The following is a 25,301-nucleotide window of genomic DNA, read 5'->3' on the forward strand; positions in this document are numbered from 1 at the left end:
CGGCACGACCTACTGGTGGCGCCTGCGCTCGGGCGGCGGCACGCAGTGGAGCGCGACGCGCTCCTTCGTCGTCGACGCCGTGCCTCCGGCCTTCTCCGGACCGCAGATCGCCACCAACTCCGCCACCGGCCCCTGGACGGCGCTGCCCGCCGCCGTCTACATGTCCTCGAACGTCGTCACCCTGCGGCTCAACGTCCAGGACGCCCTGGCCGGTCTCATGGCCTCCACCGGCGTGCCGCAGGGCCTCGCCGGGCAGTGGCACCTCGACGAGTCCTCCGGCGCGGCTCTTCTCGACGCCTCCGCCCTGCGCCTGGACGGGTCGCTCTTCGGTTATCCCCAGTACGCGGCGGGCCGGCGCGGCTCGGCGCTCGTGCTCGGCGGCGCGGGGCAGTACGCCGACTTCGGCGACCAGAGCGCGCACAACTTCGGCGCCGGCGCCTTCTCCGTCAGCTTCTGGCTCAAGACGACCCAGGCGGGCGCGCGCGGCATCCTCGCCAAGGACGATACGCTCAACGCCGGCTACCGCGTCGGCATCAACGCCGGCCGCATCCAGGCCTACATCTACGACGGAGCCGCCAGCGTCATCGTCAACGGCACCCGCCTCGTCAACGACAACGGCTGGCACCACGTCGCCATGGTCCGGACCTCCGCCTGGCTGCAGGTCTACATCGACGGCGTGCTCGACAAGCAGAGCGCCTCCGCGGCGGTCGGCAGCACCGACTTCGCCACGCCCCTGCAGCTCGGCGTCTGGAACTCCCTCTTCTTCACCGGAACGGTCGACGAGCTGCGCCTGTTCTCCGTCGCCCGCTCCTCGGTCGAGGTGCTCGGCGAGTACGAGAGCGACCAGCTCGCCGCCCACGAGCGCGGCAAGGCCTACGCCGTGGCCTACTCCACGACCGCCGGACTCTCCTGGACCTGGGTCTCGACGACGAGCCTGTCCCTCGCCGGCTCCTTCAACACCGACAAAGCCGCTCGGGTCCTGCAGGCCTCGAGCATCCATCTCGTCTGCTCGACGGGATCCTTCGCCGGCACGAACAGGATCGCCGTCGCCGTCTCGGACTACGCGGGCAACGTCTCCACCGCGGTCTACACGGTCTACGTCGACACCGTCATCCCGCCGGTCAGCCCGATCGTCGCCGCCGTGGGCTCCTCGAGCATCACCGTCAGCTACGGCCTCGTCGGCGCCGACGGCTACGTCGTCGAAGCCTCCACCCGTTCGGACTTCGCCGCCTCGTCCATCGTCTCCTCCGCCTCCCTGACGACGCTCAACGCTCTCGCGCCGCAGGATCTCGACCCGAACACGACCTACTATCTGCGCGCCGGCGCCATCTGGGGCGCGACGACGAGCTACGCCTACGCGACGCCGAACTCGACGGCGACGCTCGCCCGCGCGCCCTCGAACCTCCAGGTCTTCGCCGTCTTCGTCACCTCGATGACCGCGAACTGGCGGGCGATGCCGAGCGCGGCCCTCGCGGGCTCCTCGAGCAGCGCTTCGGGCTACCTCCTCCAGGTCTCCAGCTACAGCGACTTCTCGCAGGCGGTCCAGTCGAGCGCGACCCCGAACATCGCCCTCTCGACGATCCCGGCCGTCGGCCTCTACGGCGGAAAGACCTACTGGTTCCGCGTCGCCGCCTACAACCACAACGGCGTGCCGAACTTCAGCGGCCTCGTCTCGCAGCTGCTGCCGGTGGTGCTCTCCATCGACATCCCGAACGCGACGGTGGACCTGGGGACGCGCCTGCTCGGCGACGACATCGTCGTCGCGACCCGCACCTCGGTCCTCAACGACGGCAACGTCCGCGAGACCTACACCCTGCGCGCGACGAGCGTCACGGCCGGGAGCCCCTGGGCGATCGCGGCCGCCGCGGGCGACGACCAGTACGTCCTCTGGAGCATCTTCGACGGCACCGTCCAGCCCCTCACGGGAGCCTTCCTGGCCGAGGACCGGCTGACCCACGCCGACCAGGTCTGCACCGGCACGCGCTTCACCAACGGCGCCGTCAGCGGCGTCGGCGTCCCCTACGGGACGCTCGAGTACCTCTGGTTCCGCTTCGCGATGCCCACCGGCACCACGACGCGCGTCCAGCAGGACTTCCAGGTCACCGTCACGGCGGAGGAGGCGCCATGAAACCCATGAAAGGCGCGAACCGGCGCGTCACGGCTCCGGCGGCCTCGATGCCCGCCGCCCTGCGGCTCCTCGCGGTCCTGCCGCCCGCCCTGGTCCTCGTTTGCGCCCCGGCCCTCCTGGTCGACGCCTTCTCGCTCCCGAAAGCCGCCCTGCTGCGCTTCGGAGCCCTCCTCCTCCTCGCCCTGGCCCTGCGCCCCGGGACCGCGCTCGCCGAGCGCTCCCTGCACGACGACGCGCCGCTGCTGGCCTGGCTCGGGGTAGGACTCCTCTTCACCTTCGCATCCATGGACTCGTCATTGAGCTTCTTCGGCCGCTATCAGATGTACATCTGGGGCTTCTGGACGCTCGCGAGCCTCGCCGCCGTGCACGCGGCCGCTTCCCGGCTCGATCCGGAGCGCACGCCGCGGGTCCTCTTCGCCGGCACCTGCGCGGCCGCCGGCGCCGCCGTGCTCCTCGCCTTCCCGATGAGCGCGGGGGGGCGGCCGCACTCGACGCTCGGCACGACGCTCAACTACGGCGGCTTCCTCTCCATGGCCCTCCCCCTCCTCCTGTGCGCGTCCCTCACGGAACGCCGCGGAGCCCTCCGGGCGCTCGCGGCGGCGGCCTTCGCCCTGGCCGCCTACCAGCTGCTCGGGACGCTGAGCCGCGGCGCCTGGCTCGGCGCCCTCGCCGCTCTCGCGCTCTGGGCCGGGCTCAACCGCGGCCTCCTTCGCCGCGGTCCGGGACGCCCCGTGCTCCTGGCCCTGCTCCTCGCGGCCGCGGCCGCGGCTGCGGCGCTGGGAGCGGGCGCCGTCCGCCAGCGCGCCCGCGTCTTCCTCAGCCCCTCCGAACAGAGCGCGAGCACCCGCCTCGAGCTCTGGAGGATGTCCGCGCGGATGGCGCTCGACGCGCACGGCTGGGGCAGCGGGCTCGACAGCTTCGGCCTGCGCTCTCCCCGCTACGAGAGCCCGGAGATGCGCCAGCGCGCGGCGAACCTCTTCATCTCGACCTACGCCCACAACGAGGTCCTGCAGGTCCTCGTCACCCTCGGTCTCCCCGGCCTGGCCGCCTACCTCTGGCTCTGGGGCTCCTGGATCCTCGCCGCCCTGCGCCGCCTGCGCGCCGCCTCGGAGGAGGAGCGCCCGGTGCTCTCCGCGCTCCTCTGCGCCGCGCTCGCGCTCTGGGTGCACTCCCAGTTCAACTTCCCCAGCATCTCCACCCTCGCCCTCCAATGGGCCTTCCTGGGGAGCCTGTCGGCCGTCCCGGGCCGCCCGGCCGCGGCGAGCCGGCCGCGCCTCGCCCGCTCCCTGCTCGTCCTGGCCGCCCTCGCCGCGGCGTTCTGCGCCTCCGAGCTTGCGGCCGACGGGCTCATCCGCTCCGCCCGCTCGGCGACCCTGCGGCGCGCGTACCCCCTCGCCGTCGCCCGCGCCGAAGCGGCCGTACGGCTCGATCCCCGCGGGGAGGGCTACGCGATGGCGCTGAGCGACGCGCTGCGCCGACGCGCCCTCTCCTCGGCCGACGCGGCCGTCAAGCGCGCCGACCTCGCGCGCGCGATCGAAGTCACCCGCCGTGACGCGGAGCGCCACCCCTTCTTCGCCGACTCCTGGCACAACCACGCGATGGCGCTCATGTGGAGCGCCCTGGACCTGCGGAAGCCGGACGCGGCGGAGGCGGTCGAGGCCGAGCGCGTCGAGCTCAAGGCCGCGGGCCTCGCCCCGACCATCGCGCAGTTCTGGAACGCGGTCGGAGAGATCCGCCACTTCCGCGGCGACCTCGCGGGCGCGAAGAAGGCCTGGCTCGAGGCCGTCCGCGTCGACCCGGGCCACCGCAAGGCGAACGCCTGGCTGGAGAACTACGTGGAAGAGGACGTCTTCCTCGCGGCGCCGCAGGACCTCGAGGTCCGCGGTCTCTCTCCGGAGACGGAGACCGACCTGCGCGCGGCGGGCAAGCCGCTGCTCAAGATCGCCAACCTGCGCGAGCGGGACCTGCGCCTGCAGGTGCGCCGGGTCTTCGGCTGGGGTTCGCTGGCGCGCTGCCCCGAGGGCTGGCCCGAGGCCGCCGAAAGCGTCCCCTTCACGCCGGAGGCGGAGGAGTTCACCCTCGCGCAGAACGGGGTGCGCGTCCTTTCCTTCCGGCTGCGCGCGCCGCGGGGACGCGCCTGCTTCCTCGTGCGCGTGCGCTGCATCGATTTCGAGGTCCCCGTGGACCGCACCGTCCAGGTGCTCACGGACACGGCCGTTCAGGAGAAGCCATGACGATCTTCAACGCCGCGCTCGTTTTCGCAGCCCTCCTCCTCCCCGCGCGGGAAGCCGCCGCCCTCGGGCTCTCGACGACGATGGGCCGCGTCTTCGTGAACAACGTGCCGGTCGGCTCGACCGTGAGCGTCCGCGACCTGAGCGGCGTCAGCTACAAGCTCACCAACACCTCGATGAACGCCGAGGACGTCGAGATCGCGGTGCTCAAGCCCTCCGCCGAGGAAGGCATCCTCCTGCCCGGCTACGAGCCCATCCCGGACGCCGGCTGGGTCTGGCTCTCGCAGAACCGCTTCCACCTGGCCCCCGGCCAGCAGGCGGTGGCCGACGTGATGATCGACATCCCCAAGGACCCGAAGCACCTGGCGAAGAAATACCAGGTGAGTCTGTGGGCGCGCAGCGTGACCGAGGGACGCTTCCTCGCCGTCGGCCTCAAGAGCCGGCTCATGCTGGACGTCTCCTCCAGGCTCATGACGGCCGACGAGATGAAGCGCTCCGACCAGATCGCCGAGAACCTCGACTTCCACTTCAGCCCGCCGGACCTGCGGCTCGCGGACGTCCCCCTCGGACGCAGCGTGGACGTCCGCAAGGAGCTCAGAAAGAGCTTCAAGCTCATCAACCTCTCCGACAAGCCGATGCGCATCAAGCTCAAGCCCATCGCGCGCGTCCTCGCCGGCCTGGGGAGCGCCCAGGGCGTACTCGACGACGTCGGCACCGTGACCCCCGAGAAGCCGGAGCTCGTCGTCCCGGCCAACTCGATCGGCATCGTCGGCTTCTCCATCAAGCTCCCGGACGACCGCGCTCTCGCCGGCAAGAAGTGCCGGGTCGTGCTCCAGGCGGAGCTGCAGGACCAGGCCGTCCCGGTCTCGGCGTTCGGCCAGATCACTCTCGACGTGAAAAAGGAAGGTGATGCCCGATGAACATTTTCCGCACCAGCCGGATTCTCCTCGCGGGAGCGGCCCTGGCGCTGCTCGCCGCCGGCGCGGAGGCGGCCAGTCCCGACACGCTCACGCTGACGGTGGCCATCGGGAACCAGCTCTCCGTGCGCCTCAGGGACGCGGGAGGCGCCGACCTGAGCGCCTACGACTTCGGCCCCATGTCCCTGGGCCAGGCCTCGGTCAACTCGAGCCCCATCAACGTCGACAACGACAGCGGCGGACTCATGGAGTCGCTCCAGCTGTCCGTCGGCGACACCGGCGGCGGGCTGATCCTCCGCACGACGACGGGCGCGCTGGCCCAGGACGAGTACCGGCTGCAGGCGCTCTTCCAGGACGCCCAGCCCGCGCACGGGGACTTCGGCAGCGAGGACATCCTGACGGCCTCCGCGCAGGCGGCACAGGCGCAGGGTGCGGGGGCGGTCTTCGCGACGGCCTCGACGGTCACCGCCGAGGACGGCGTGAGCGTCGCCGACAACAACCGCCTCGGCACGCCGCCGACGGCGGAGGTCCGGCTCTGGCTGCGCCTCGAACTGGCGGGCAGCTCGACGCTGAGCGGGACGCAGGCGAACTTCGCGACGGTATACGTCAATGCGTACTAGAGGATTTCGAGAGACGAAGATGACGACGGACCCGATGACGCAGACGCATAAAACCGACGCCCGGGCCTCCCGGGGCATGGGCGTTCGAGGAGAAATGAACATGAAACGACTGCTGTCCGCCTTGCTGCTCGCCGCAGCATTGGCTTCCTGCGCGCTCGACGCGCTCGCGGCCAACCCCGACACGCTCACGCTGACCGTGACCATCGGCAACGCCCTGTCCGTGCGCATCCGCGACTCGGCGGGAAGCGACCTGGCCAACTACGACTTCGGCTCGATGTCGCTGGGCCAGGCCTCGGTCAACTCGAGTCAGATCAACATCGACAACGACAGCGGAGGACTCTCGGAGTCGCTCCAGCTGTCCATCGGAGACAACGGCGCCAACAACATGCTTCTGCGCACGACGACCGGCGCGCTGGCGCAGGACGAATACCGCCTGCAGGCGGTCTTCCAGGACGCCCAGCCGCCGCACGCGGACTTCGGCACCGAGGACATCGTGACCGCCGCGGCGCAGGCGGCGCAGGACTCGGCCGGAGGCCGCTTCTCGGTCACCGGCGTCGCGGCGGCGGAGGACGGCGTGAGCATCGCAGAATCCAGCCGCCTGGCGGCCTCGAGCTCGGAGGTGCGGCTCTGGCTGAGGTTGGAGCTGGCCGCGACCTCGGTCTTGAGCGGCGTACAGACGAACTTCGCGACGCTCTACGTGAGCGCGGTATAGGAGAGCGCCGAGGACCGAACGAGGAATGAGGCGCTGAGATGAAAGGGACCGCGGACAGCGGCAGCCGAAAACGGACCTCCGGGGCCGGGACCCCGGAGCGGATCGTGCGTGCGCAGGGCGTTCGTGAGGACATCGGACGGAGGCAGGCCATGAGCATCGAGACGACGGATAAACAGATTTCGACGCCGCACGACGTGCGTTCGCCGCAAAAATCACCCGGCTCTCCTGGAGCCGGCTGGAGAGGTGTCATGAGAAAAAGGCTGTCCACTGTGCTGGTGCTGTTCGCCGCATTGTCCGCCCCCGCGCTCGACGCGTCGGCGGCCAACCCGGACACGATGACGCTGACCGTGACCATCGGCAACGCCCTGTCCGTCCGCATCAAGGACTCGGGCGGGACCGACCTGACCAACTACGACTTCGGCTCCATGTCGCTGGGGCAGGCCTCGGTCAACTCGACGCAGATCAACGTCGACAACGACAGCGGAGGCCTCACGGAATCGCTCCAGCTGTCCGTCGGCGACAACGGCGCCAACAGCATGCTTCTGCGCGAGACCTCCGGCGCGCTGGCGCAGGACGAATACCGCCTGCAGGCGGTCTTCCAGGACGCCCAGCCCAGGCACACGGACTACGGCAACGAGGACATCGTGACCGCCGCCGCGCAGGCGGCCCAGGACTCGGCGGGCGGGCGCTTCTCGATCACCGGCATCGCGGCGGCGGAGGACGGCGTCTCCGTCACCGACGTCAACCGGCTCGCGGGCTCGGCCTCGGAGGTGCGGCTCTGGCTGAGACTCGAGCTGGCCGGGACCTCGGTCCTGAGCGGCGTGCAGACGAACTTCGCGACGCTCTACGTGAGCGCGGTATAGGAGAGCGCGAGGGACGAACGAGGATGAGGCGCTGAGATGAAGCGGACAGTGGACAGCGTGAAGCCGTCCTCCGGGGCTCAGGACCCCGGAGGGGTCGTGCGTGCAGAGGTCGTCGGTGCGGACATCGGACGGAGGCAGGCCATGGACATCATGACGACGGATAAACAGATTTCTACGCAGGCGTTCGTGCGTTCGCCGCAAAAATCACCCGGCTCTCCCGGAGCCGGCTGGAGAGGTGCCATGAAAAGGATGCTGTCCACTGTGCTGGTGCTGTTCGCCGTATTGTCCGCCTTCGCGCTCGACGCGTCGGCGGCCAACCCGGACACGATGACGCTGACCGTGACCATCGGCAACGCCCTGTCCGTCCGCATCAAGGACTCGGGCGGAAGCGACCTGACCAACTACGACTTCGGCTCCATGTCGCTGGGCCAGGCCTCGGTCAACGCGACCCAGATCAACATCGACAACGACAGCGGCGGTCTCACCGAGACCCTGCAGCTGTCGGTCGGCGACAACGGCGCCAACAGCCTGCTGCTGCGAACGACCGCGGGTGTGCTGGCGCAGGACGAATACCGCCTGCAGGCGGTCCTCCAGGACGCGCAGCCGACGCACGCGAACTTCGGCAGCGAGGACACCCTCACGACCTCCGCGCAGGCGGCGCAGGACTCCGCGGGAGGGCGCTTCGCGGTCACCGGCGTCACGGCGGCGGAAGACGGCGTCTCCGTCACCGACGACAACCGGCTGGCGGCCGCCAGCTCGGAGGTGCGGCTCTGGCTGCGGCTGGAGCTGGCCGCGAGTTCGACCTTGAGCGGCGTGCAGACGAACTTCGCGACGGTCTTCGTGAGCGCGGTCTAGGAGACGCGAGGAACGGACGAGGATGAGAAGCTGAGATGAAACGGACAGTGGACAGCCGCAAGGCGCGGACCGCACTCCGGGGCTCGGGACCCCGGGGGGACGGAGCGCCGTCGGGCCGGACGACGGGGACGCGGGACGGCGGCGCATGCGCACACGATTTTTCGACGGAGACGGGACGGACGCAGAGACGGGACGGACCGCGCGCGCCGCGAGGCGCGGGCGGAAAACCACGGGGAACGGCGCTCTTGGCGCCCGCCCCCAAAGGAGCGATGAGATGAAAAGACTGATGAGACTGCTCGCGGCGAGCGCGATGCTCGCCGTGATCGCAGCGTCGGGAGGACCGGGAGACGCCCAGGCGGCGACCCCGGACTCCGTGACGCTGACCGTGACGATAGGCAACGCCCTGTCGGTACGGATCCGCGACGCCGCCGGAGCCGACCTCACGAACTACGACTTCGGCTCGATGCTGCTGGGACAGGCCTCGGTGAACACCAACCCCATCAACATCGACAACGACAGCGGAGGCCTCACCGAGACGATGCAGCTGTCCATCTGGGACAACCCGGGCAACCCCCTGGTGCTCCGGACGGACACGAACCCGCTCGGCTCGGGCGAGTTCCGCGTCGCGGCGCTGTTCCAGGACGCCGCGCCCGGCGTGGCGGCCTTCGCCAACGAGGACATCGTCACGGGGGCGCCGCAGACGGCGCAGAGCTCCGGGGCGAACGCGGTCTTCGCGACCTCGACATCGGGGCCGGCGGAGGACGGCGTCAACGTCCCCGACGACAACCGCCTCGGCACGCCGCCGACGGCGGAGATACGGCTCTGGCTGAGGCTGGAACTGGGTGCGAGCTCCCCGGTCACCGGGCTCCAGACCAACATCGCGACCGTGTACGTCAACGCGATATAGGAGAGCAACGAGAGGACCCGCTGAGGCCGATATGACGCGACGAAAGGCTCCGCGGGGGAGAGCGCGCAAGCGCTGAGATAGTGCTCGAGATGAGCGAAAGGTCGATTAGAAGCATCGGGATCATGGGCCGGCTGGTCGCGGTCTGGGGGCTCATCGCCCTCCAGGCAGCGCTTTGGCCGGCGTCCGTCCATGCCAAGAATCCCGATGACCTTTCGCTCACCGTCACCATCGTCCCCCAGGGGCCGCCCGCGGACATCACGGACCTCGTCGCCGCACCCGGAGGCGTCGACGGGATGGTGCACATCACCTGGACCGAGCCGGGCGAGGACGGCTGGCTCGGCACGGCGTCGACCTACACGATCCGCGTCTCGACGATCGCCAACATCGAGAGCAACGCGGACTTCAACGACTCCGCGCTCGCGCGGCCGCTCTCGTACTTCTCGCCGAGCATCATCGCCCCGCCGGGCCCCGGCGGCTCGCTGCGCACCGAGACCATCATCGGCCTGACGCCGTCGGTGACCTACTACTTCGCCATCCGCACCACCGACCACGAGGCGCCGGCGAAGAACAGCGACTGGAGCCGCGCCGGCGGGCTCAACCCGGCCAACTTCGTCGTCGCGCCCGACTTCGTGCCCCAGATGCCGCACAACCTCAACGCGCTCTCGAGCAGCGGGTCGGTGAAGCTCACCTGGGACTCGAACGTCGAGCCCGACATCTCCTTCTACGTCGTCTACCGCGACACCAACGAGGTGGCCTCCGACGCGGGCTTCGTCTGGTACACGACGACGTCGCTGACGACCTTCACCGACACGGGGCTGATGAACCGCGTCACCTACTACTACCGCATCGCGGCGGCGGACACCCCGCCGAACGTCCTGTACAGCCCCCTCACGCCCTGGGCGACGGGCTTCCCGGACTCCGTGCGCGTAGCCGAGTTCGGAGCGACCTCGCGCCAGCGCCGCGTCTACCTCGGCTGGCAGGACCTGCCGCCCACGACGAAGACGGGCAGCTTCGTCTCCTACAAGATCTATCGCTCGACCCAGAACCAGCCCGGGACGGTCCTCATCTCCACCACCTCGTCGACGGTGGCGATCGACACCGCCGTCATCGTCGGAAGCACCTACTACTACCAGGCCACCGCCGAGATCGCCCCGGGCACCGAGCTCGAGCGCTCCTCCATCGTCGCGGTCTACGTGCGCTCCTCGCCCCCGCTGAGCCCGTTGGGCCTGGGCCTCGCGGTGACGACGAACTCGATGACCCTCGAGTGGGCCTCGGTGAAGAACTTCGAGGACTGGCAGTATTTCGCGGTCTCCACGGCCCCGGTCCCCGACGAGCTCAACGGCTACCGCGTCTACCGGGCGACCCAGCCCGCCGGCGCCTCCTGGGCGCTGGTGGCCTCGCTCTCGACGGCCACGCTGAGCGTCACCGTGAGCAACCCCTCCGCGCAGGACTATTACCAGGTCTGCTCGGTGAACGCCGGCGACATGTCGCGCCGCTATCTCGTCCGCTCGGTGGCGACCCGCAACGCCTTCGTCGTCGCTCCCGACGAGCAGAGCACCCTCGAGATCCCGGCGGCGACCGCCGACGCGCTCTTCTCCCCCGCGGGGGCCAGCTACCAGATCATGTCCTCGAGCCACCCCGAGGACCTCGGCGGACGCGTCGTCAAATCCGTGGCCTTCACTCCGGTGCGCGACGGCATCACGCTCGCGGCGAGCGCGATGGCCATGTCGAGCAAGGTGAAGGTCCACCTCCGCTACGACCTCCAGAACGGCGTCGTACGCGCTTCGGGCGTCGGCGCCGCGGCCGCGGTGAGCCCCGACCAGATGAGCATCTACTGGAACAACGGCAGCCGCTGGGTCCAGGTCTACGGCACCAACGACGCGCTCGCGCAGGCCCTCACCGTCGAGACGAGCAACCTCGGCCGCTACCAGCTGCGCTCGGTCGAGCGCACCGCCGGCTTCACCTTCAACGCGGCGGGCATCTCCAACCGCATGATCACGCCCAACGGCGACGGCATGAACGACGTCGTCATCTTCACCTTCGACAACCCGCGCGATTCCCAGGTCTCCGGCAAGATCTTCGACCTCAAGGGCGCCGAGGTCACGACCATGGTCCCCGGCCCGGCCTCGGGCACGCTGATGTGGGACGGCAAGGCCGGCGGCGGCTCCGTGCCCGGCGGCGTCTACATCTACCAGATCGAGGCCGAAGGCCAGGCCTTCAACGGAACCGTCGTCGTTATCAAGTAGCTCAGCGCCAGCCTCTCGGTACCCGGCGCGCAGTCCGTCCTCCTCTCGCGCCGCACCTTCGGCGCCAAACCCGCCGAAGGTGTGATACCCGATTCGACGGGTGTCTGGCACCGCGCGTTTTGGCGCTGAGCGATGGCTGTTAGCCATCCCCCCCGCGTGCACGCGCGTCTCCTCATCCTTCCTGATAGGTAGGTGCAACGATTCGCTCGGCACCGAGTCGAGCGGTGCCAGACACCCCGGGGTGCCGGGTATCAGGCACCGAGTGGACGGTGCCGAGCGACCTCATACGCCCGCCCGCGCGTCCATTCATACTTCCTGATAGATAGGCCTCCTGCGAAGCCTCGCAGCTGGAAACGCGTTTTAAACGCATTTTTGTTTCAAAAAAGTCGATTTTAAGCGCTTTATTCGCACCGCCGTAACATGTACTTCGCGCGTTCTTCCCATACTCCTAGTGCGGACGGACGAAGAACATGTACGCGACCCTCTGGCGCCAGATCCTCCTCCCCTTCCTCGCGGCCTCGCTCGGCTTCGGCGGGACGATGACGCCCAAGGGCTTCTCCTTCTCCTCCTCCGGTCTCTCCAACCGCATCCTCACGCCCAACGGGGACAGCCTCAACGACGTCGTCATCTTCACCTTCTCCAACCCGCGCGACTCCCAGGTCACCGGCCGCATCTACGACATCCAGGGGAAGTACGTCGCCGATCTGCAGACCGGCCCCACCGCCGGCACGACGCTCAAGTGGGACGGCAAGGTCGGCGGAAGCTCCGTCCCCGGCGGCATCTACGTCTACGTCATCGAGGCGGAATCCGCGGTCTATTCCGGAACCGTCGTGGTGGTGAAATGAAGGCCCTGCGCTTCGCCGTCCTCGGCGCCCTCCTCGCCTTCCCGGCGACGGGCGCCCGCGCGGCCTTCGACAACCTCGGCGCCGGCGCGCGCGCCCCCGGCATGGGCAACGCCTTCACCGCCGTGGCCGACGACCTCTACGCGGTCTACTACAACCCCTCGGGCCTCGCCCAGGTCGAGCGGCCCCAGCTCTCGGCCGCCTACTCCCGCCTGCACGTCGGGCTCTCCGACGGTTCCGACCTCGGCGTCTCCCAGCTCACCTACGCGCACCCCCTCAAGCGCGGCCGCTGGGGCACGATGGCCGGCGCGCTGCAGCGCTTCACCCTCGACGACCTCTACGCCGAGCAGAGCCTCTACATCTCCTGGGGCCGCCGCATCCTTCGCCGCGACAACGGCTCGACCCTCCTCGGCGGCCTCAACTTCAAGCAGCTCTCGCGCTCGTTCAAGGCCATGCCCGAGTCGACCAACGCCATCGGCGACACCGGCGCGGCGACCGGTCAGCCCGACCCCGTGCTCTCCGGCAGCACCGGGAAGAGCTGCTACGACGCCGACATCGGCTTCCTGTACCGCTTCCCCCACCGCTGGCAGTTCGGCCTCATGGCCGAGCACGTCATGGGCCCCGACGTCGGCTTCAAGGCCCCCGACAAGCTCCCCATGAACCTCCGCTTCGGCGCCGCCTACAAGAGCCTCTGGATGAACCTCACCGGCGAGATCCGCATGGAGAAGTCGGCGGCCGGCAGCACCGACCGCGACATCGTCCTCGGCGGCGAGCGCTACTTCCCCTCCCTCGACCGCGGCCAGTTCGGCATCCGCGGAAGCCTCGGCTTCGGCGCCCGCCAGTGGAAGCAGATGACGATGGGCTTCTCCTACCGCATCAACAAGATCCAGGCCGACTACGCCTTCCTGATGCCGCTGGGCGGGATCAAGGGCACCATGGGCACGCACCGCATGGCGATGACCTTCCACTTCGGCGCCCCCACCGCCGAGGAGGAGATCTCCCAGGACCTCCTCAACCAGGCCAAGCGCATGCAGTCGGGCCAGGGCGGCCGCTACGGCTACGAGTTCCTCGACGCCCAGCGCCCGCGCTCCATCGACGACCCGCAGCTCGCCGCGGTCAAGCGGCTCATCGAGACCGGCTTCTTCCGCAAGGCCCACCAGGCGCTCCTCGACATGGCGAAGGACGGCGTGCCCGACGAGTCCCTCGTGCGTCTCTCCAACCGCCTCGAGCTCGTCGCCTCCTACTGGCCCGAGTACGCGGAGGCGCGCGAGACCTGGGAGAAGGTGCTCTTCTCCGGCCTGCAGAGCTTCGTGCGCGGCCGCGACCGCCAGGCCCTGCTCCAGTGCTCCTACGCGTACAGCCTCGTGCCCTCGAACACGAAGCTCGACAACTTCCTCGGCCGCCTCGAGGAGGGCGTCGGCATGAAGGCCGAGCGCCTGCCGGCCGGCAACCCGCGCGGCTTCATCGAGGAGCTGCACTACCGCGTGGAGGCGGCGAACTCCCGCGGCGAGCACGAGAAGGTCCTGGACCTCCTCAAGGACATCCTCATGCTGACCCCGGAGAACGTCACCGCCGTCGAGCGCACCGGCTCGACCTACTTCGTGCTCGGCCGCTACCGCGAGGCCATCGAGGCCTGGAACCGCGCCCTGCCCATGGAGTACGACCCGAAGGAGCGCCAGTCGCTGCTCGAGTACATCGACCGCGCCCGCGCCCAGCTCGGGATGCCGCAGGCCCCCCGCCCCGTCGAGCGCCCGGCGGCCGCCCCGCAGCCGGCCCCCGCGCCCGCCGCGGGCGCGGCGCGGCAGGAGGAGCCGCAGACCCCCCGCGCGCAGGCCCGCCGCGCCGACCCGCAGGAGATCGAGCGCCTCTACCAGCGCGGCGTCGAGCACTACGCCCGCGGCGAATACCTGCAGGCCACGGCGATGTTCATGCGCATCCTCCAGAGCGACCCGGAGAACGCTCAGGCGCGCAAGGCCCTCGAGCGCATCCAGCGCAGATAAGCGGGGATCCCCGCGGGATTCCCGCTCGTCAAGATAAGCAGGGAACTCCTCCATAATGCGTCCTAAAGGCGCTACAATACGACTCGTGAGGGATAGGCGGGGTGCTGCGGACGTCGATTCTATCGGGCACTTCCACTTCGGGTGGGGGTTCAGCCGTCCTGGCCCTCGGCCGAGCGGAACCTCGGCCGAGTTGGCCGACGGCGCCGACGAAACGGGGGAGGGCCCGGCCCTCCCCCTTGGCGAGCCGCCGCGCGAAGGCCACATCGGAAGGACACTTCCCCTCCGAAGCGCGGGCACCCGAGTCCCTCCTGCCCGACTAACAGTCGGGCGAGCGGACTCGGGCGGCGACAAATGAGCATCCGGGTAAAGTTGTCGCTCGTCCTGGCGGCCGGCATGGCCGCCGCCATCCTGAGCTCCGCCGCCGTCTTCGTCCAGCTCCAGAAGACCGCCCTGCGCTCCTCCGAGGCCGAGAAGGTGCGTCTCCTCATGGAGAGCGTCGCGCGCATGGGCAACGAATCCCTGCTGGCGAAAGACCCCCTGATGCTCCTCGACTACCTCGCTTTCCTGCGCAAGGAGCGTCCGGAGGTGCATCGCGCCCGGGTGCGCATGGAGGGCCGCTGGCAGGAGGTCGGCGCTCCGCAGGACGCGAACCCGGCCGGAGGCGTCCGCACCGAGACCCTTTCCGTGGCCCCCCCCGGAGACCCCTCGAAGGCCGTCGAGATCGAGGTCCACTTCTCCGCCGCGGTGCTCGCCGAACGCGAGCGCCAGGCCTACCGGTCGATGCTCGAGAACATCGGCCGCGCGGCGACGGTCGTGCTGCTCGTCTCCATCCTCCTCTGCATCCCGCTGAGCCTCACCCTCACCCGCCGCATCGTCTCCATCGAGGCGGCCCTGGCCGCCATCGGAGAAGGGAAGCTCGGCCAGCGCGTCGTCGAACGCGGCTCCGACGAGATCTCGCGCCTGGCCCGCAGCGTCAACCGCATGTCGGACAAGCTCAAGGAGCTCGAGGACCTCAAACGGACCTTCGTCGCCTCCGTCACGCACGAGCTCCGCTCGCCGCTGGGCGCCATCCAGAGCCTCATCAAGCCCCTGCTGGCCGCCCCCGACCGCCTGAGGCCCGAGGACCGCCCGAGCATCGAGCGGGTGCAGAAGAACGCCGCGCGCCTCGAGCACTTCGTCACCAACCTGCTCGAGATGTCCCGCATCGAGCGCGGCAAGCTCGACTTCCTGCCCCGGCCTTCCGACGTCGGCCAGATCGTCGAAGACACCGCCGCCTTCTTCGCGCCGCGCGCCGCCGAGGCCGGCCTCACCATCGAGGCGCAGGTGGAGCCGGGCCTGCCGACGCTGCGCGTGGACCCCGACCTCGTCGCGCAGGTCGTCACGAACCTCGTCTCCAACGCCATCAAGTTCACCCGCAAGGGTGGGAAGGTGCGCGTCGAGGCCCGCCGCAGCGCGGAGGGCATCGAGTGCTCGGTCCGCGACAACGGGGTCGGCATCCCCCCGGAAGCCCTCAAGCGCATCTTCCAGCCCTTCGAGCGCGTCCACAACCCCCTGAGGGCCACCGGCGCCGGCCTGGGCCTGGCCATCTCCAAGTCCATCGTCGAGATGCACGGCGGGAGCATGGCCGTGGAATCCAAGGTCGGCGAAGGCTCGCGCTTCTCCTTCACGCTCCGTCCGGTGCCTCCGGGAAAAGCCGCCCCGACCCCGGAAACGCCGAAATAAATAGGAAACCTGGTTCGATTACTCTAACAGGGGAATACGTAACATCTATCCTTCTGATATGAGGACACCCGCGCCTATGCGCCGCTTCCGCGCGCTCACAGTGCTGCGACCGCCGCATATCGTCCGATTCGCCCGGGCGCTTTTGTCCAGGCGAGACGAGGAGCGAGGAGCGAGCATGCTGTCGGCATGTGAACGACGAGCGACGCGGTCGCAGCCCAAAAGCGCCCGGTCCCTATTCCGGAAGACTCGCTGCCTTCTGCAGCGAGTCTATCCTGGACGGGGAGGCCCGCTCCCAACCGATCCCAGCGTTGCTCGTCGCTCAGATAGCTCAAGCTATCCTCGCTCCTCGCGCCTCGGGCTCGGCTCAGGCACGGGCCTCCGAATGGGACGATATGCGGCGTTCGCAGCACTCGCCCGTTCGGGGGCGGCCGCCCTGCTGTTCGCCGGCTTGCTCCCCCTCCTCGCGGCGGCCGAGCTGCCCGAGAACGAGGCGTCCCAGCGCATGGCGGCCGACGCGATGGAGTTCCTCGACCGCCTTCTCGGCCCCGGCCGCGCCAAGGTCTTCATCACCCTCGAGGGAGAGCGCTCGCAGGTGCAGACCCAGTCCGAGGTCTCCACCCCGATGACGAAGCCGAAGCTCCCGGTCGGGGACAAGGCCCTGCCCGGCTACGTGGCGAGCAGCGAGACGGGCAGCCAGGTCGACTACTACCAGAAGGACATCGAGCGCTCCCAGCGCGACGCCAGCTTCAAGGTCCGCAAGATGCAGGTCTCGGTCGTCCTCGACGCGACCCTGCCCGACGCGAAGGTCCAGGAGGTCCGGAAGGTCCTCCCCGACTTCCTGCGCATGAACCCGGAGCGCGGAGACGACATGACCGTGCTGCGCGCCGCCCTCCTCCCCTCCTGGAAGGCCGCCTTCCTCGACGTCGAGGGCGTACGCCGCCTCCTCGTCGTCGGCGCCGCGGCCCTGCTCGGGCTCCTCTTCTGCCTGACCCTCTACGTCACGGGCATCGGCGCGATGCGCACCCTCGCCCGCGAGATCGCCGCCTCGCGCGGCACCGGCCCGGAGGGCGCTCCTCCCCTGCCGGCGGCGGGCGCCGCCGGAGGCGGGGAGGGCCTCGAGCTCGCGGGCGACATCCCGGGGCTGCTCGACGAGGGCTCGGGAGAGGCCGGCGGGGCCGGGCATCCCCTCCCGGCGCTCGGCCGACGCTTCGACTTCCTCACGGCGAAGGAGGCCCCCGAACTCGCCCGCATCGTCGAAGCGGAGAAGCCGGAGGACGTCGCCATCCTCTTCGCGCACCTCACGGACTCGAATCCCGACCTCGCCACCCGCATCTTCTCCGCCCTGACCCCGACGGCCCAATCGGCCGCGTCGCAGGCCCTCGTGAAGCTCTCGCGCGTGGACCCCGAGCGCCTCGCGATGCTCGAGAGCCGCCTCCAGCAGGCGATCGAGTACGGCGTCGAGGGCGGAGAGCGCCTCGGACGGATCTTCAGCCGCCTCCCCGCCGACGAGCGCGAGGCCCTGCTCGGGGACCTCATGTCCTCGAACCCCGCGGCCGCCGAGGAGGTCGAGCGCTCGATGCTCACCTTCGAGAACCTCGCGGACCTCAAGGCCGAGGACCTGCGCCGCCTCATCATGGCGGTCAACTTCCAGGAGTGGAGCACTTCGCTGCGCGGCGCGCCGCCGGACCTCGTCGCCCGCATCCTCGCCGAGCTGCCGCCGGGCGCCCGCGCGATGATCGAGGACGCGCTCAAGCAGGCCCAGCCGCGCGACAAGGTGCTCGAAGCCCGCTCGAAGGTGCTGATGACCGCCTATCAGCTCTCCGCGAAGGGACAGATCTCCCTGCGCCGCCAGGGCGCGGAGCCGGAACTGATTTGACCGGGAATCCCGACGTAGGATTCCCGGTCCAGGCGTGCGTGAAGTCGCCTCGGGCGTTTGAAATGACCGAACAAATCCCTCCGGCAAACGCCGCCGCCGGGGAGGACGCGCCTCGGCGGCGTTTGCCGGACTGACATGGACGACCCGAACCTCGAACGCTCGCGCGCGATGATGCGCAGGACGCTCCTCGAAATGGAGAGCCTGCGCCGCGCCGCGGCCCCCCCGGGGGAGCGCCGGCGCTACACCGGCCCGCGCGCCTGGCGCCTGCTGCGACGAACCCTGGAGCGGGTCCAGCAGGTCCTCGGCCGCGTCCGCGAAGGGAGCTGGCCCGACCCCGTCTCGAGCCGGCCGGAGTGGGAGCGCCGCCGCCGCGAGCTCGAAGCCCGCAGCCTGCGCGCCGAATCCGCCCAGCGCGAGCTCGAGCGCCGCCGCCAGTCCGACGGCGCCGAATGGGACCGCGTCTTCTCCGAGCTCGAGGCCGTCCAGGAAGGCTGGCTCCTTCTCCAGAAGGAGCTTCCCGCCGGCGACCCCGCCGCGACCCTCGCCGCCCTCCAGGAGCGCCTCGCGCGGGTCGAGGTCCTCTTCGGCGAGCTGCTGGAGGAGGAATCCCAGCTCCAGCGCGAGCGCGCGCTCGTCGACCGTCTCTGGCGCTGGCTCTCGGGCGTCTGGGTGCCCGCCGCCGAGGAAGGCATCCCTGAGGGCGCGGCTCAGGAGGCCTGGAGCTCCATGCGCCGCCGCGTCGGGGACCTCGACCGCCGCTGGCGCTCATCGCTGCTCGACCTCAAGCGCGTCCTCACCGAGGAGGAGTCTTCCCGGTGGCGGGAACGCTGCGAGGAGGCCGAACGCCGCGCCGACGCCCTGAGCCGCGACCTCCTCGCCCTGCGCGAGGGACGCCTGGCGGAGGGCTCCCCCTCCTCGCTCGAGCCCCAGCTCGCGGCCCAGGGAAAGGCCCTCGAGGATGCCCGCGCCCGCCTCCAGCAGGAACGGGCCGAGAAGGAAGCGCTCGCGGGGGACTCCCGCCGGCTCGAGGAGAAGGTCCTCTCCCTCGAGCGCGGACTCGAGAACGCGCGGCGCAAGCGAAAGGAAGCCGAGCTTCTCCGGGACGCCGCGGCGCGAGAGAGCGAGCGCGCCCGCGCTCAGGAGCGCGCGTCCTCGAGCGAAGCGGCCTCCCTGCAGGCCCGCCTCGACTCCGCCGAGGGCTCCCTGCGCGAGGCCCAGGAGAACCTGCACCGTCTCGAGGCCGCCGCCTCGCGGGAAGTCGACCTTCTCCGCCAGAACGCCGCCCTGCGCAGCTCCCTCGACGCCCTCCAGTGCGAGGTCGAGGCGCAGGCGGAGCTCGTGGAGAAGGGCCGCCGCACCCTCGCCGCGGCCCTGCGCGCCCGCCGGCGCGCCCTCGCCGAGCGCCGGGCGGCGTTCGACGCCGTCGAGGAAGTCCGCTCCCGCGGCGGAGAACGCCTCGAGGCGGCGCGCGAGGTCTCCTTCCAGCGCGAGAAGGAGCTGCGCGATCGGGTCCTCAAGGACGAGGCCGAGCTGGACGCTCTGCGCCGCCAGCTCGCGCTCGAGCGGGCGGCCGCCGGACAGGCGGTGCGCGTCATGCGCGACGAACGCGACGCCTGGCGCCAGCGCGTGAGCAGCGCTCTCGACGAGTTCAGCGAGCACCGTCTCGAGCCCCTACGCGTGGACAAGCATCGCCTCGAGGACGAGCTCCTCGCGGCTCAGAAGGAGCTCCACCGCCTGCGGCAGGGCTCCGAGGACGAACGCCGCCGCCTCGAACTCGAGGTCCGCGGCCTCCAGGACCGCCTCGCGGCCCTGGCCGCCGAGGCCGATCTCCTGCGCTCTCAGCCCCCTCCCCTGGTGGAGCCGCCGCCCCCGCCTGCGCCTGTCGCCCCGGCGCCGGTCCCGACGCCCGAGCCCGCCGCGCCCCCCGAACCCGCCGAGACGGGCCTCCCCTCCATCGAGCCCGTGCTCGACCCCGCCTGGGCCCGCGTCGTCGAGCGCCTGCGCGCCTCGCTCACCTCCTCCTTCGCCTACCTGCGGCGCCTCGCCGCGGGCCGCCTGCCGGACGGCCAGAAGGCCCTGCTCAAGATGGCCGCCGGCGAGATCGTGAAGAGCCAGGACACCCTCCGGGTGCTCGCCGAGTACCTCGGAGACCCTCCCGAGGGGGTCCCGCACCGGGCCGAGACGACGCTGGACTCGGCCCTCACCGCCTGGGAGCCCGCCCTGCGCCGGCGCCGCATCGCGCTGGTCCGGCGCCTGGAGCCCTGCCCGCAGGTCCGCGTCCACCCCGAGACGCTGCGCATGGCCTTCTACCAGCTGCTGCGCAACGCCTACGAGGCGATGCCGCGCGGCGGGACCCTCACCGTGCGCTGCGCGGTCGGCGAGGGCGGGACGGTCGGCGCGACCTTCACGGACACCGGCGGGGGCTTCGTCGCGGACGCCTTCGCGCGCCTCTTCGAGCCCTTCTTCACGACCAAGGCCGGCCACCTCGGCCTCGGCCTCGCTTTCGCGCGCCGCGCCGCCGTCCGCTACGGCGGGACCCTCTCGGCCGAGAACGTCCTCGGCGGGGCCGCCGTCCGGCTCTCGCTTCCCCCCGCCGAAGCCGCCGCGGAAGAGCCCCCCGCCCTCGACCCGTCGAACCTCCAGGAGTAAGGCGCCAAGAGTGGTATCATAAAGGCCGATGAGCCTCCTGACCCGCTTTTTCCTGGCCCTCCTCCTGGCGGCGCTCCTGCCGGTGCTCATCGTCGGGTCCTGGTTCATGCGCTCCAACGAGCGCGCCGAGGAGAACGCCCGCCAGCTCCACCGCCAGATCGCCGTCCTCTCCGCGGACATGGTCGAGAAGGCCGCGCAGGACATGAACCGCGCCTTCGGCTTCGTCCTCGACCTCGAGCGCGGCGGACGCCACAGCGAGACCGACGACCTTCGCATCCTCCAGCAGACGGTGACGACGCATCCGTCCTTCGTCCTCCTCTCCCTGCTCGACCGCGAGGGCCGGGAGGCCATCAAGATCTCGGATAAGACGCTCTTCCCCGAGCTCGACCGCGTGGACCGCTCGAGCGACGCCGTCGTCGCGGCCGCGCGCCTGAACGGGAAGGTCTCGCTGGGGAAGGTCGAGCTGCGCCAGGGGAACCCCGTGCTCCCGCTCGCCTACCCCCTGAGCACCGGCCGCTGCCTCTACGCGACCTACGACCTCAACTCGCTCTGGAAGCGGCTCCAGGGCCTGCACGTGGGCGACGGCGGCCGCGTCCTGCTGGCCGCGGCCGACGGCTCCCCGCTCCCCGGCATCGCCGACCCCGCCCTCCCCGCGGCCTGGAAGACGCCGCCCATCGGAGAGGACAGCATCGGCTGGTACGACGAGATGGAGCTCAAGTCCCAGCCCTTCGTCGGCGCCTACGCGGTCACCCCCTCCTTCGGCTGGCGCGTGCTCACGCTGCAGCCGCGCAAGGAGGCCTACGCCATCGGCGAGGGCTTCCGCCTGCGCGCGGCGGTGTTCCTCCTCCTGCTGATGGTCCTCGTCGTCGCCTTCGCCTACTGGCTCGCCGGCAAGCTCGCCCGGCCGCTGGCCTCGCTCATCGCCGCGGCCCGGCGCGTCGCGAAGAACGACTTCTCGGTCAAGGTCCCCGAGCCCGGCTGGGGAGAGCTCAACGAGCTCGCGAAGGCCTTCAACGACATGATGGGGACGCTCCAGAACTACGAGGAGCTCCAGGTGGAGAAGCTCCTCGAGGAGAAGGCCAAGATCGAGGCGCTCATCCAGACCATCCCCGACGGCATCCTGCTCGCGAGCTTCGACGGCTCCATCGCCTACATGAACTCCTCGTCGAAGACGATCCTGCACAGCCCCCAGGACTCCACCCCGAAGAACGTCCACGAGGTCATGACGCAGCCGGTCCTGCGAGAGATGCTCACGGCCCTGCTCGGCCGCCGCCGCCGCCTGTCGAACGCCGAGCTCGAGATGCTCGACGAGAACGGCGCGCCCATCGGCCACTTCGCCTGCCGCGGCGTCACCGTGCTCAAGGACCGCCGGGAGATCGGCGTGCTGCTCCTGATGCACGACGTCACCGCCCAGAAGCAGCTCGACCGCATGAAGGAGGACTTCTTCCACTCCATCGTCCACGACCTGCGCAACCCGGTCGCGACGATCGAGGGCTTCATGCAGATGCTCCTCTCCCGCGGCAACCTGACCGACCAGGAGAAGAGCTACATCGACTACGTGAACCGCTCGACCGAGCGGCTGCGCGACATGGTCGACAACATCCTCACCCTCTCGAAGATCGAATCGGGCACGATGTCGATCGCGGCGAAGCCGATCTTCCCCTCCGAGCTGATCAAGCGCTCCCACGGCATCCAGCTCATCCTGGCCGAGCGGCAGGGCGTGGCGCTCGTCGCCGAACCGGGGCCGGACCCCGCCGAGCCCCTCCACTGCGATCTCGCGCTCATCGAACGCGTGTTCGGCAACCTCGTGGGCAACGCCCTCAAGTTCACGAAGAAGGGCGGGCGCATCATCATGCGCTCGCACGCCCAGGGCTCGGAGGTCGTCTTCTCGGTCACGGACACCGGCCCCGGCATCCCGGCCGACAAGATCGCGCTCGTCTTCGAGAAGTTCCGCCAGCTCGCCGGGTCCCACCAGCGCTCGGGCTACGGCGTCGGCCTCTCCGCCAGCAAGAAGATCGTCGAGCTCCACGGCGGGCGCATCTGGGCGGAGTCTCCGGAAGGTCAGGGCGCGACCTTCAGCTTCCGCCTGCCGCTGCGTCCGGCGGCGCCCGTCGCCGCCGTGCCTCAGACCTAGTCGGCGATCGTCAGGCTCCGTCGGCGGGCGCCGACGCTCAGCTCATAGCGGCCGGGATAAGGAAGCCTCAGCTCGAAGCGCCCGTCCCCTCCGCATCCGGCCGCATCGGTGTAGACGAAGGGCCGGCCCTGCCCGCTCGTCAGCCGGACGGAGGCCTGCACGGCCTCCCCGGGCCGGCAGCGGCCGCGGACCGGAGCGCCCTCGACCACCTCGAAGAGCTTGAACGCGTGGACGCCGCCCCGGGAATGCGGGGATTCGTAGACCAGCCGGAAGCCTTCGACCGCGGGGACGGACCGGGAGCCCGCGACCGCCCGGGAGCCGTCCAGAGCGTAGAGCCGCAGATACACCGACTCCCACATCGCCGGAGGGATCTCCAGCGTCCCGGGACCTTCCTTCAGCCGGTGGCCGGGGATGCCGAAGGTCCGCGCGTAGAACGGCAGCAGTCCGTTCGCGAGCAGCTCCGGCAGGAGGACGTAGCGCATCCGCCGCTCGCGGAGGAAGCGGACGGCCTCACGAGCGTCCTTGATGAAGAAGAACCCGATGGACTCGTCGATCTCGGCGGGGAGGGTGTGCATGTTGGCGGCCAGGGCGGGGCGCTGCGCGATCGCCGCGACCTCCCCTCCCATGGAGTGAAGGGCGAAGACCCCGTACTCGGGCGCGCCTTCGTCGGAGTACAGGGACCGGGTCGCCGGAGTGTTGTCGCGGATCCACTCGCAGGCCGCCTGCAGGTCTCCGTCTCCGAGCGTGCGCGCCTGCCGCTCGGCGACGCCCCTTGCGAAGCGCAGCTGCGGAGACAGGGAGGCGATCAGCGCGGCCGAAGCGGCGACCTTCGCGAGGGGACGGATGGGCGCGCGCAGCGCCGAGAGCTTCCCCCAGAGCCGGTCCGCGGTCCAGCCCGCCAGGAGGCAGAACGGCAGGGTGAGATGGTAAACGTAGCGGAGCTGGCCGACGGCCAGCAAGGCGGTCGTCGCGAGCCAGACCATGAGCAGACGGCTCGAGGTCGTCCCTCCCTCCCGTGCCAGAGCGACGACGCCGATGGGGAGCAGCAGGAGCAGACCCCCGAACTGGTCCCAGGCGTTGTGCGGAGCGAAGGCGCCTCGCACGGACAGGAACGGCTGCATCTCGACGGCGAGGCGCGCGAGCGTCTTCGAACCCGCGAGGAAGTGCGCGAACGACCCCATGGACCCGAAGAGCAGCAGGACCCCCAGGGCGCCCGCCGCGGCGAACGCGGACGCCGTGAGGGCGTCCCAGCCCCGGCGGATGCGCCGGTGGATCCCGAAGGTCAGCCCCGCCAGGACGAGGCAGAGCGCGGGCTGGAACAGCGTCGGGGCGTCGAAGTCCATGCGCCCCGCGCGGACCCAGGGATTCCCGGCCGTCAGGGCGAGGAGGAACGGGACCTGCCCGGCGAAGACGACGGCGAGCCAGGCGCGCCGCTCCGACGCTCCGTCGGCGCCGCCGCAGCGCATGTCCCACGCGAAGACGAGGAACAGGATGAGCTGGAAGACGAAGGAGCCTTCCCACGACAGCATCCCCCAGGAGAGGAGGGCGGCCGCGGAGAACGCCCGGAGCGCCGGCCGTCCGGCGTCGTCGCGGCCGAGGAGACCGAGGCACGGGAACAGGGCCAGGACGAACGGAAGGTTCTCGATGCAATGATGGTCCGGACGGCCCAGCAGCGTGTTCTGGACGGACATCGGGGACAGGGCGGCGAACAGCAGGGCGGCGAGCGCCGCCCACTCGCCGAAGAGGCGCCTCGCGAGCAGGTAGAAGGCGGCCAGCGTCGCGACCCCGAGGACCGGCGGGGCGAGCGCGGCCGTCGTCTGAACGAGGAGAGGGCCCGGATGCCCCGCGCCGACGACGAGCGCGAGGGCCGAGAGGGCCAGGTCATGGAGCGGCGGCCAGATGCAGAGATAGCCCCCGGGATACCCGAGGTAGGGGTCGAAGGTCGGCAGGAAGGGGAAATTCGCGATGCCGACGAGGATCCTGCGCAGATGATAGTAGTCGTCCGTGTCGAGGAACAGGACCCTCCCGTCGCGGAAGACGGAACTCCAGCCCGACACGCGCACGGCGAACGCCAGAGCCAGCAGCGCGAGGAGGGAGCCCCGGCGGGAGAGCGCCCCCTTCACCGCGCGGCGGAACGGAGGCGGATCTTCGTCAGCAGGTCGTTCAAGAGCCGGAAGACGGGGAGCGCGGGGTCGACGTCGTAGGTGCACGAGGGGATCGCGACGGCCCCTTGAGGGGCGTTGAAGGCGTACGTCCGTTCCTGCCCGTCGAAGGCCGTCGGACAGGTCCCGGAGAACCTGCGGGCCATGACCGCCTCGAAATCGGTCTTCCGCACGGCGGCCTTCAGCGACGAGAGCTCCCGCGCGCTCAAGCGGCCTTCCCGAAGAGCGGAGCGCCCGTCCTTCCAGACCCAGCGGCCGTCCCTTCCGATCACGACCTCGGAGGAGCACTCCCCGCGGGGACACAGGCCCCCGCGGTCCGTGACCTTCACGAGCCCCTCAAAGGACGCGGCCGGCCGGGCGGCCTCCGCGCGGCCGGGCGCGAGGGACGCGGCGAGCAGAAGCAGGACGGCGAGGGCCGTCCACCCGGTGTTCTTCAT

At 70.5% G+C, this 25,301-nt stretch carries 17 protein-coding genes; 15 read left to right on the plus strand and 2 right to left on the minus strand.

The window, feature by feature from the left end; all coding sequences use genetic code 11:
- The 15 genes from WC969_09430 to WC969_09500 form a co-directional block, all read left to right on the plus strand.
- The coding region (locus WC969_09430) for a LamG domain-containing protein (protein ID MFA6030062.1) at window positions 1-2,128 on the plus strand (2,128 nt) is incomplete at its 5' end.
- On the plus strand, window positions 2,125-4,362 hold the full coding sequence (locus WC969_09435) for an O-antigen ligase family protein (protein ID MFA6030063.1): 2,238 nt from the start codon (window positions 2,125-2,127) through the stop codon (window positions 4,360-4,362). The genes WC969_09430 and WC969_09435, both read left to right, overlap by 4 nt.
- Complete coding sequence (locus WC969_09440) at window positions 4,359-5,279, plus strand: hypothetical protein (GenBank protein MFA6030064.1); 921 nt, start codon at window positions 4,359-4,361, stop codon at window positions 5,277-5,279. The genes WC969_09435 and WC969_09440 overlap by 4 nt, the downstream gene beginning before the upstream one ends.
- Window positions 5,276-5,896, plus strand: a complete 621-nt coding sequence (locus WC969_09445; protein MFA6030065.1) for a hypothetical protein — start codon at window positions 5,276-5,278, stop codon at window positions 5,894-5,896. The genes WC969_09440 and WC969_09445 overlap by 4 nt, the downstream gene beginning before the upstream one ends.
- A gap of 100 nt (window positions 5,897-5,996) precedes the next feature.
- On the plus strand, window positions 5,997-6,608 hold the full coding sequence (locus tag WC969_09450; GenBank protein MFA6030066.1) for a hypothetical protein: 612 nt from the start codon (window positions 5,997-5,999) through the stop codon (window positions 6,606-6,608).
- A 248-nt stretch (window positions 6,609-6,856) separates the two neighbouring features.
- Window positions 6,857-7,471: a hypothetical protein gene (locus WC969_09455; protein MFA6030067.1), complete on the plus strand. Its 615-nt coding sequence runs from the start codon at window positions 6,857-6,859 to the stop codon at window positions 7,469-7,471.
- A 36-nt stretch (window positions 7,472-7,507) separates the two neighbouring features.
- Window positions 7,508-8,326, plus strand: a complete 819-nt coding sequence (locus WC969_09460) for a hypothetical protein (protein ID MFA6030068.1) — start codon at window positions 7,508-7,510, stop codon at window positions 8,324-8,326.
- A 286-nt stretch (window positions 8,327-8,612) separates the two neighbouring features.
- Window positions 8,613-9,233: a hypothetical protein gene (locus tag WC969_09465; GenBank protein ID MFA6030069.1), complete on the plus strand. Its 621-nt coding sequence runs from the start codon at window positions 8,613-8,615 to the stop codon at window positions 9,231-9,233.
- 122 nt (window positions 9,234-9,355) lie between these two features.
- Complete coding sequence (locus WC969_09470; protein ID MFA6030070.1) at window positions 9,356-11,479, plus strand: gliding motility-associated C-terminal domain-containing protein; 2,124 nt, start codon at window positions 9,356-9,358, stop codon at window positions 11,477-11,479.
- A 470-nt stretch (window positions 11,480-11,949) separates the two neighbouring features.
- The gene (locus WC969_09475; GenBank protein MFA6030071.1) at window positions 11,950-12,324 is read left to right on the plus strand and encodes a gliding motility-associated C-terminal domain-containing protein; all 375 of its coding nucleotides are present in this window, start codon (window positions 11,950-11,952) and stop codon (window positions 12,322-12,324) included.
- A complete protein-coding gene (locus WC969_09480) occupies window positions 12,321-14,321 on the plus strand; it encodes a type IX secretion system membrane protein PorP/SprF (protein ID MFA6030072.1) in 2,001 nt (666 codons plus the stop codon). The genes WC969_09475 and WC969_09480 overlap by 4 nt, the downstream gene beginning before the upstream one ends.
- Before the next feature lie 351 nt (window positions 14,322-14,672).
- Window positions 14,673-16,043: a HAMP domain-containing sensor histidine kinase gene (locus WC969_09485; GenBank protein ID MFA6030073.1), complete on the plus strand. Its 1,371-nt coding sequence runs from the start codon at window positions 14,673-14,675 to the stop codon at window positions 16,041-16,043.
- A gap of 382 nt (window positions 16,044-16,425) precedes the next feature.
- Entirely contained in the window at window positions 16,426-17,919 is a 1,494-nt protein-coding gene (locus WC969_09490) for a FliG C-terminal domain-containing protein (protein MFA6030074.1), read from the plus strand.
- 135 nt (window positions 17,920-18,054) lie between these two features.
- Window positions 18,055-20,568, plus strand: coding sequence for an ATP-binding protein (locus WC969_09495; GenBank protein ID MFA6030075.1), 2,514 nt, complete (start codon window positions 18,055-18,057; stop codon window positions 20,566-20,568).
- A 28-nt stretch (window positions 20,569-20,596) separates the two neighbouring features.
- Window positions 20,597-22,702 (plus strand): ATP-binding protein, encoded by a 2,106-nt coding sequence (locus tag WC969_09500; protein MFA6030076.1) that lies wholly within the window; start codon window positions 20,597-20,599, stop codon window positions 22,700-22,702.
- Here the strand turns inward: WC969_09500 and WC969_09505 are convergent.
- The gene (locus WC969_09505; protein MFA6030077.1) at window positions 22,699-24,825 is read right to left on the minus strand and encodes an STT3 domain-containing protein; all 2,127 of its coding nucleotides are present in this window, start codon (window positions 24,823-24,825) and stop codon (window positions 22,699-22,701) included. The genes WC969_09500 and WC969_09505 overlap by 4 nt on opposite strands.
- On the minus strand, window positions 24,822-25,301 hold the full coding sequence (locus WC969_09510) for a hypothetical protein (GenBank protein ID MFA6030078.1): 480 nt from the start codon (window positions 25,299-25,301) through the stop codon (window positions 24,822-24,824). Before WC969_09510 ends, WC969_09505 begins: the two co-directional genes overlap by 4 nt.

Source organism: Elusimicrobiota bacterium (assembly GCA_041660925.1).
In the GTDB taxonomy this organism is placed as follows: Bacteria; Elusimicrobiota; Elusimicrobia; order UBA1565; family UBA1565; genus JBAZUV01.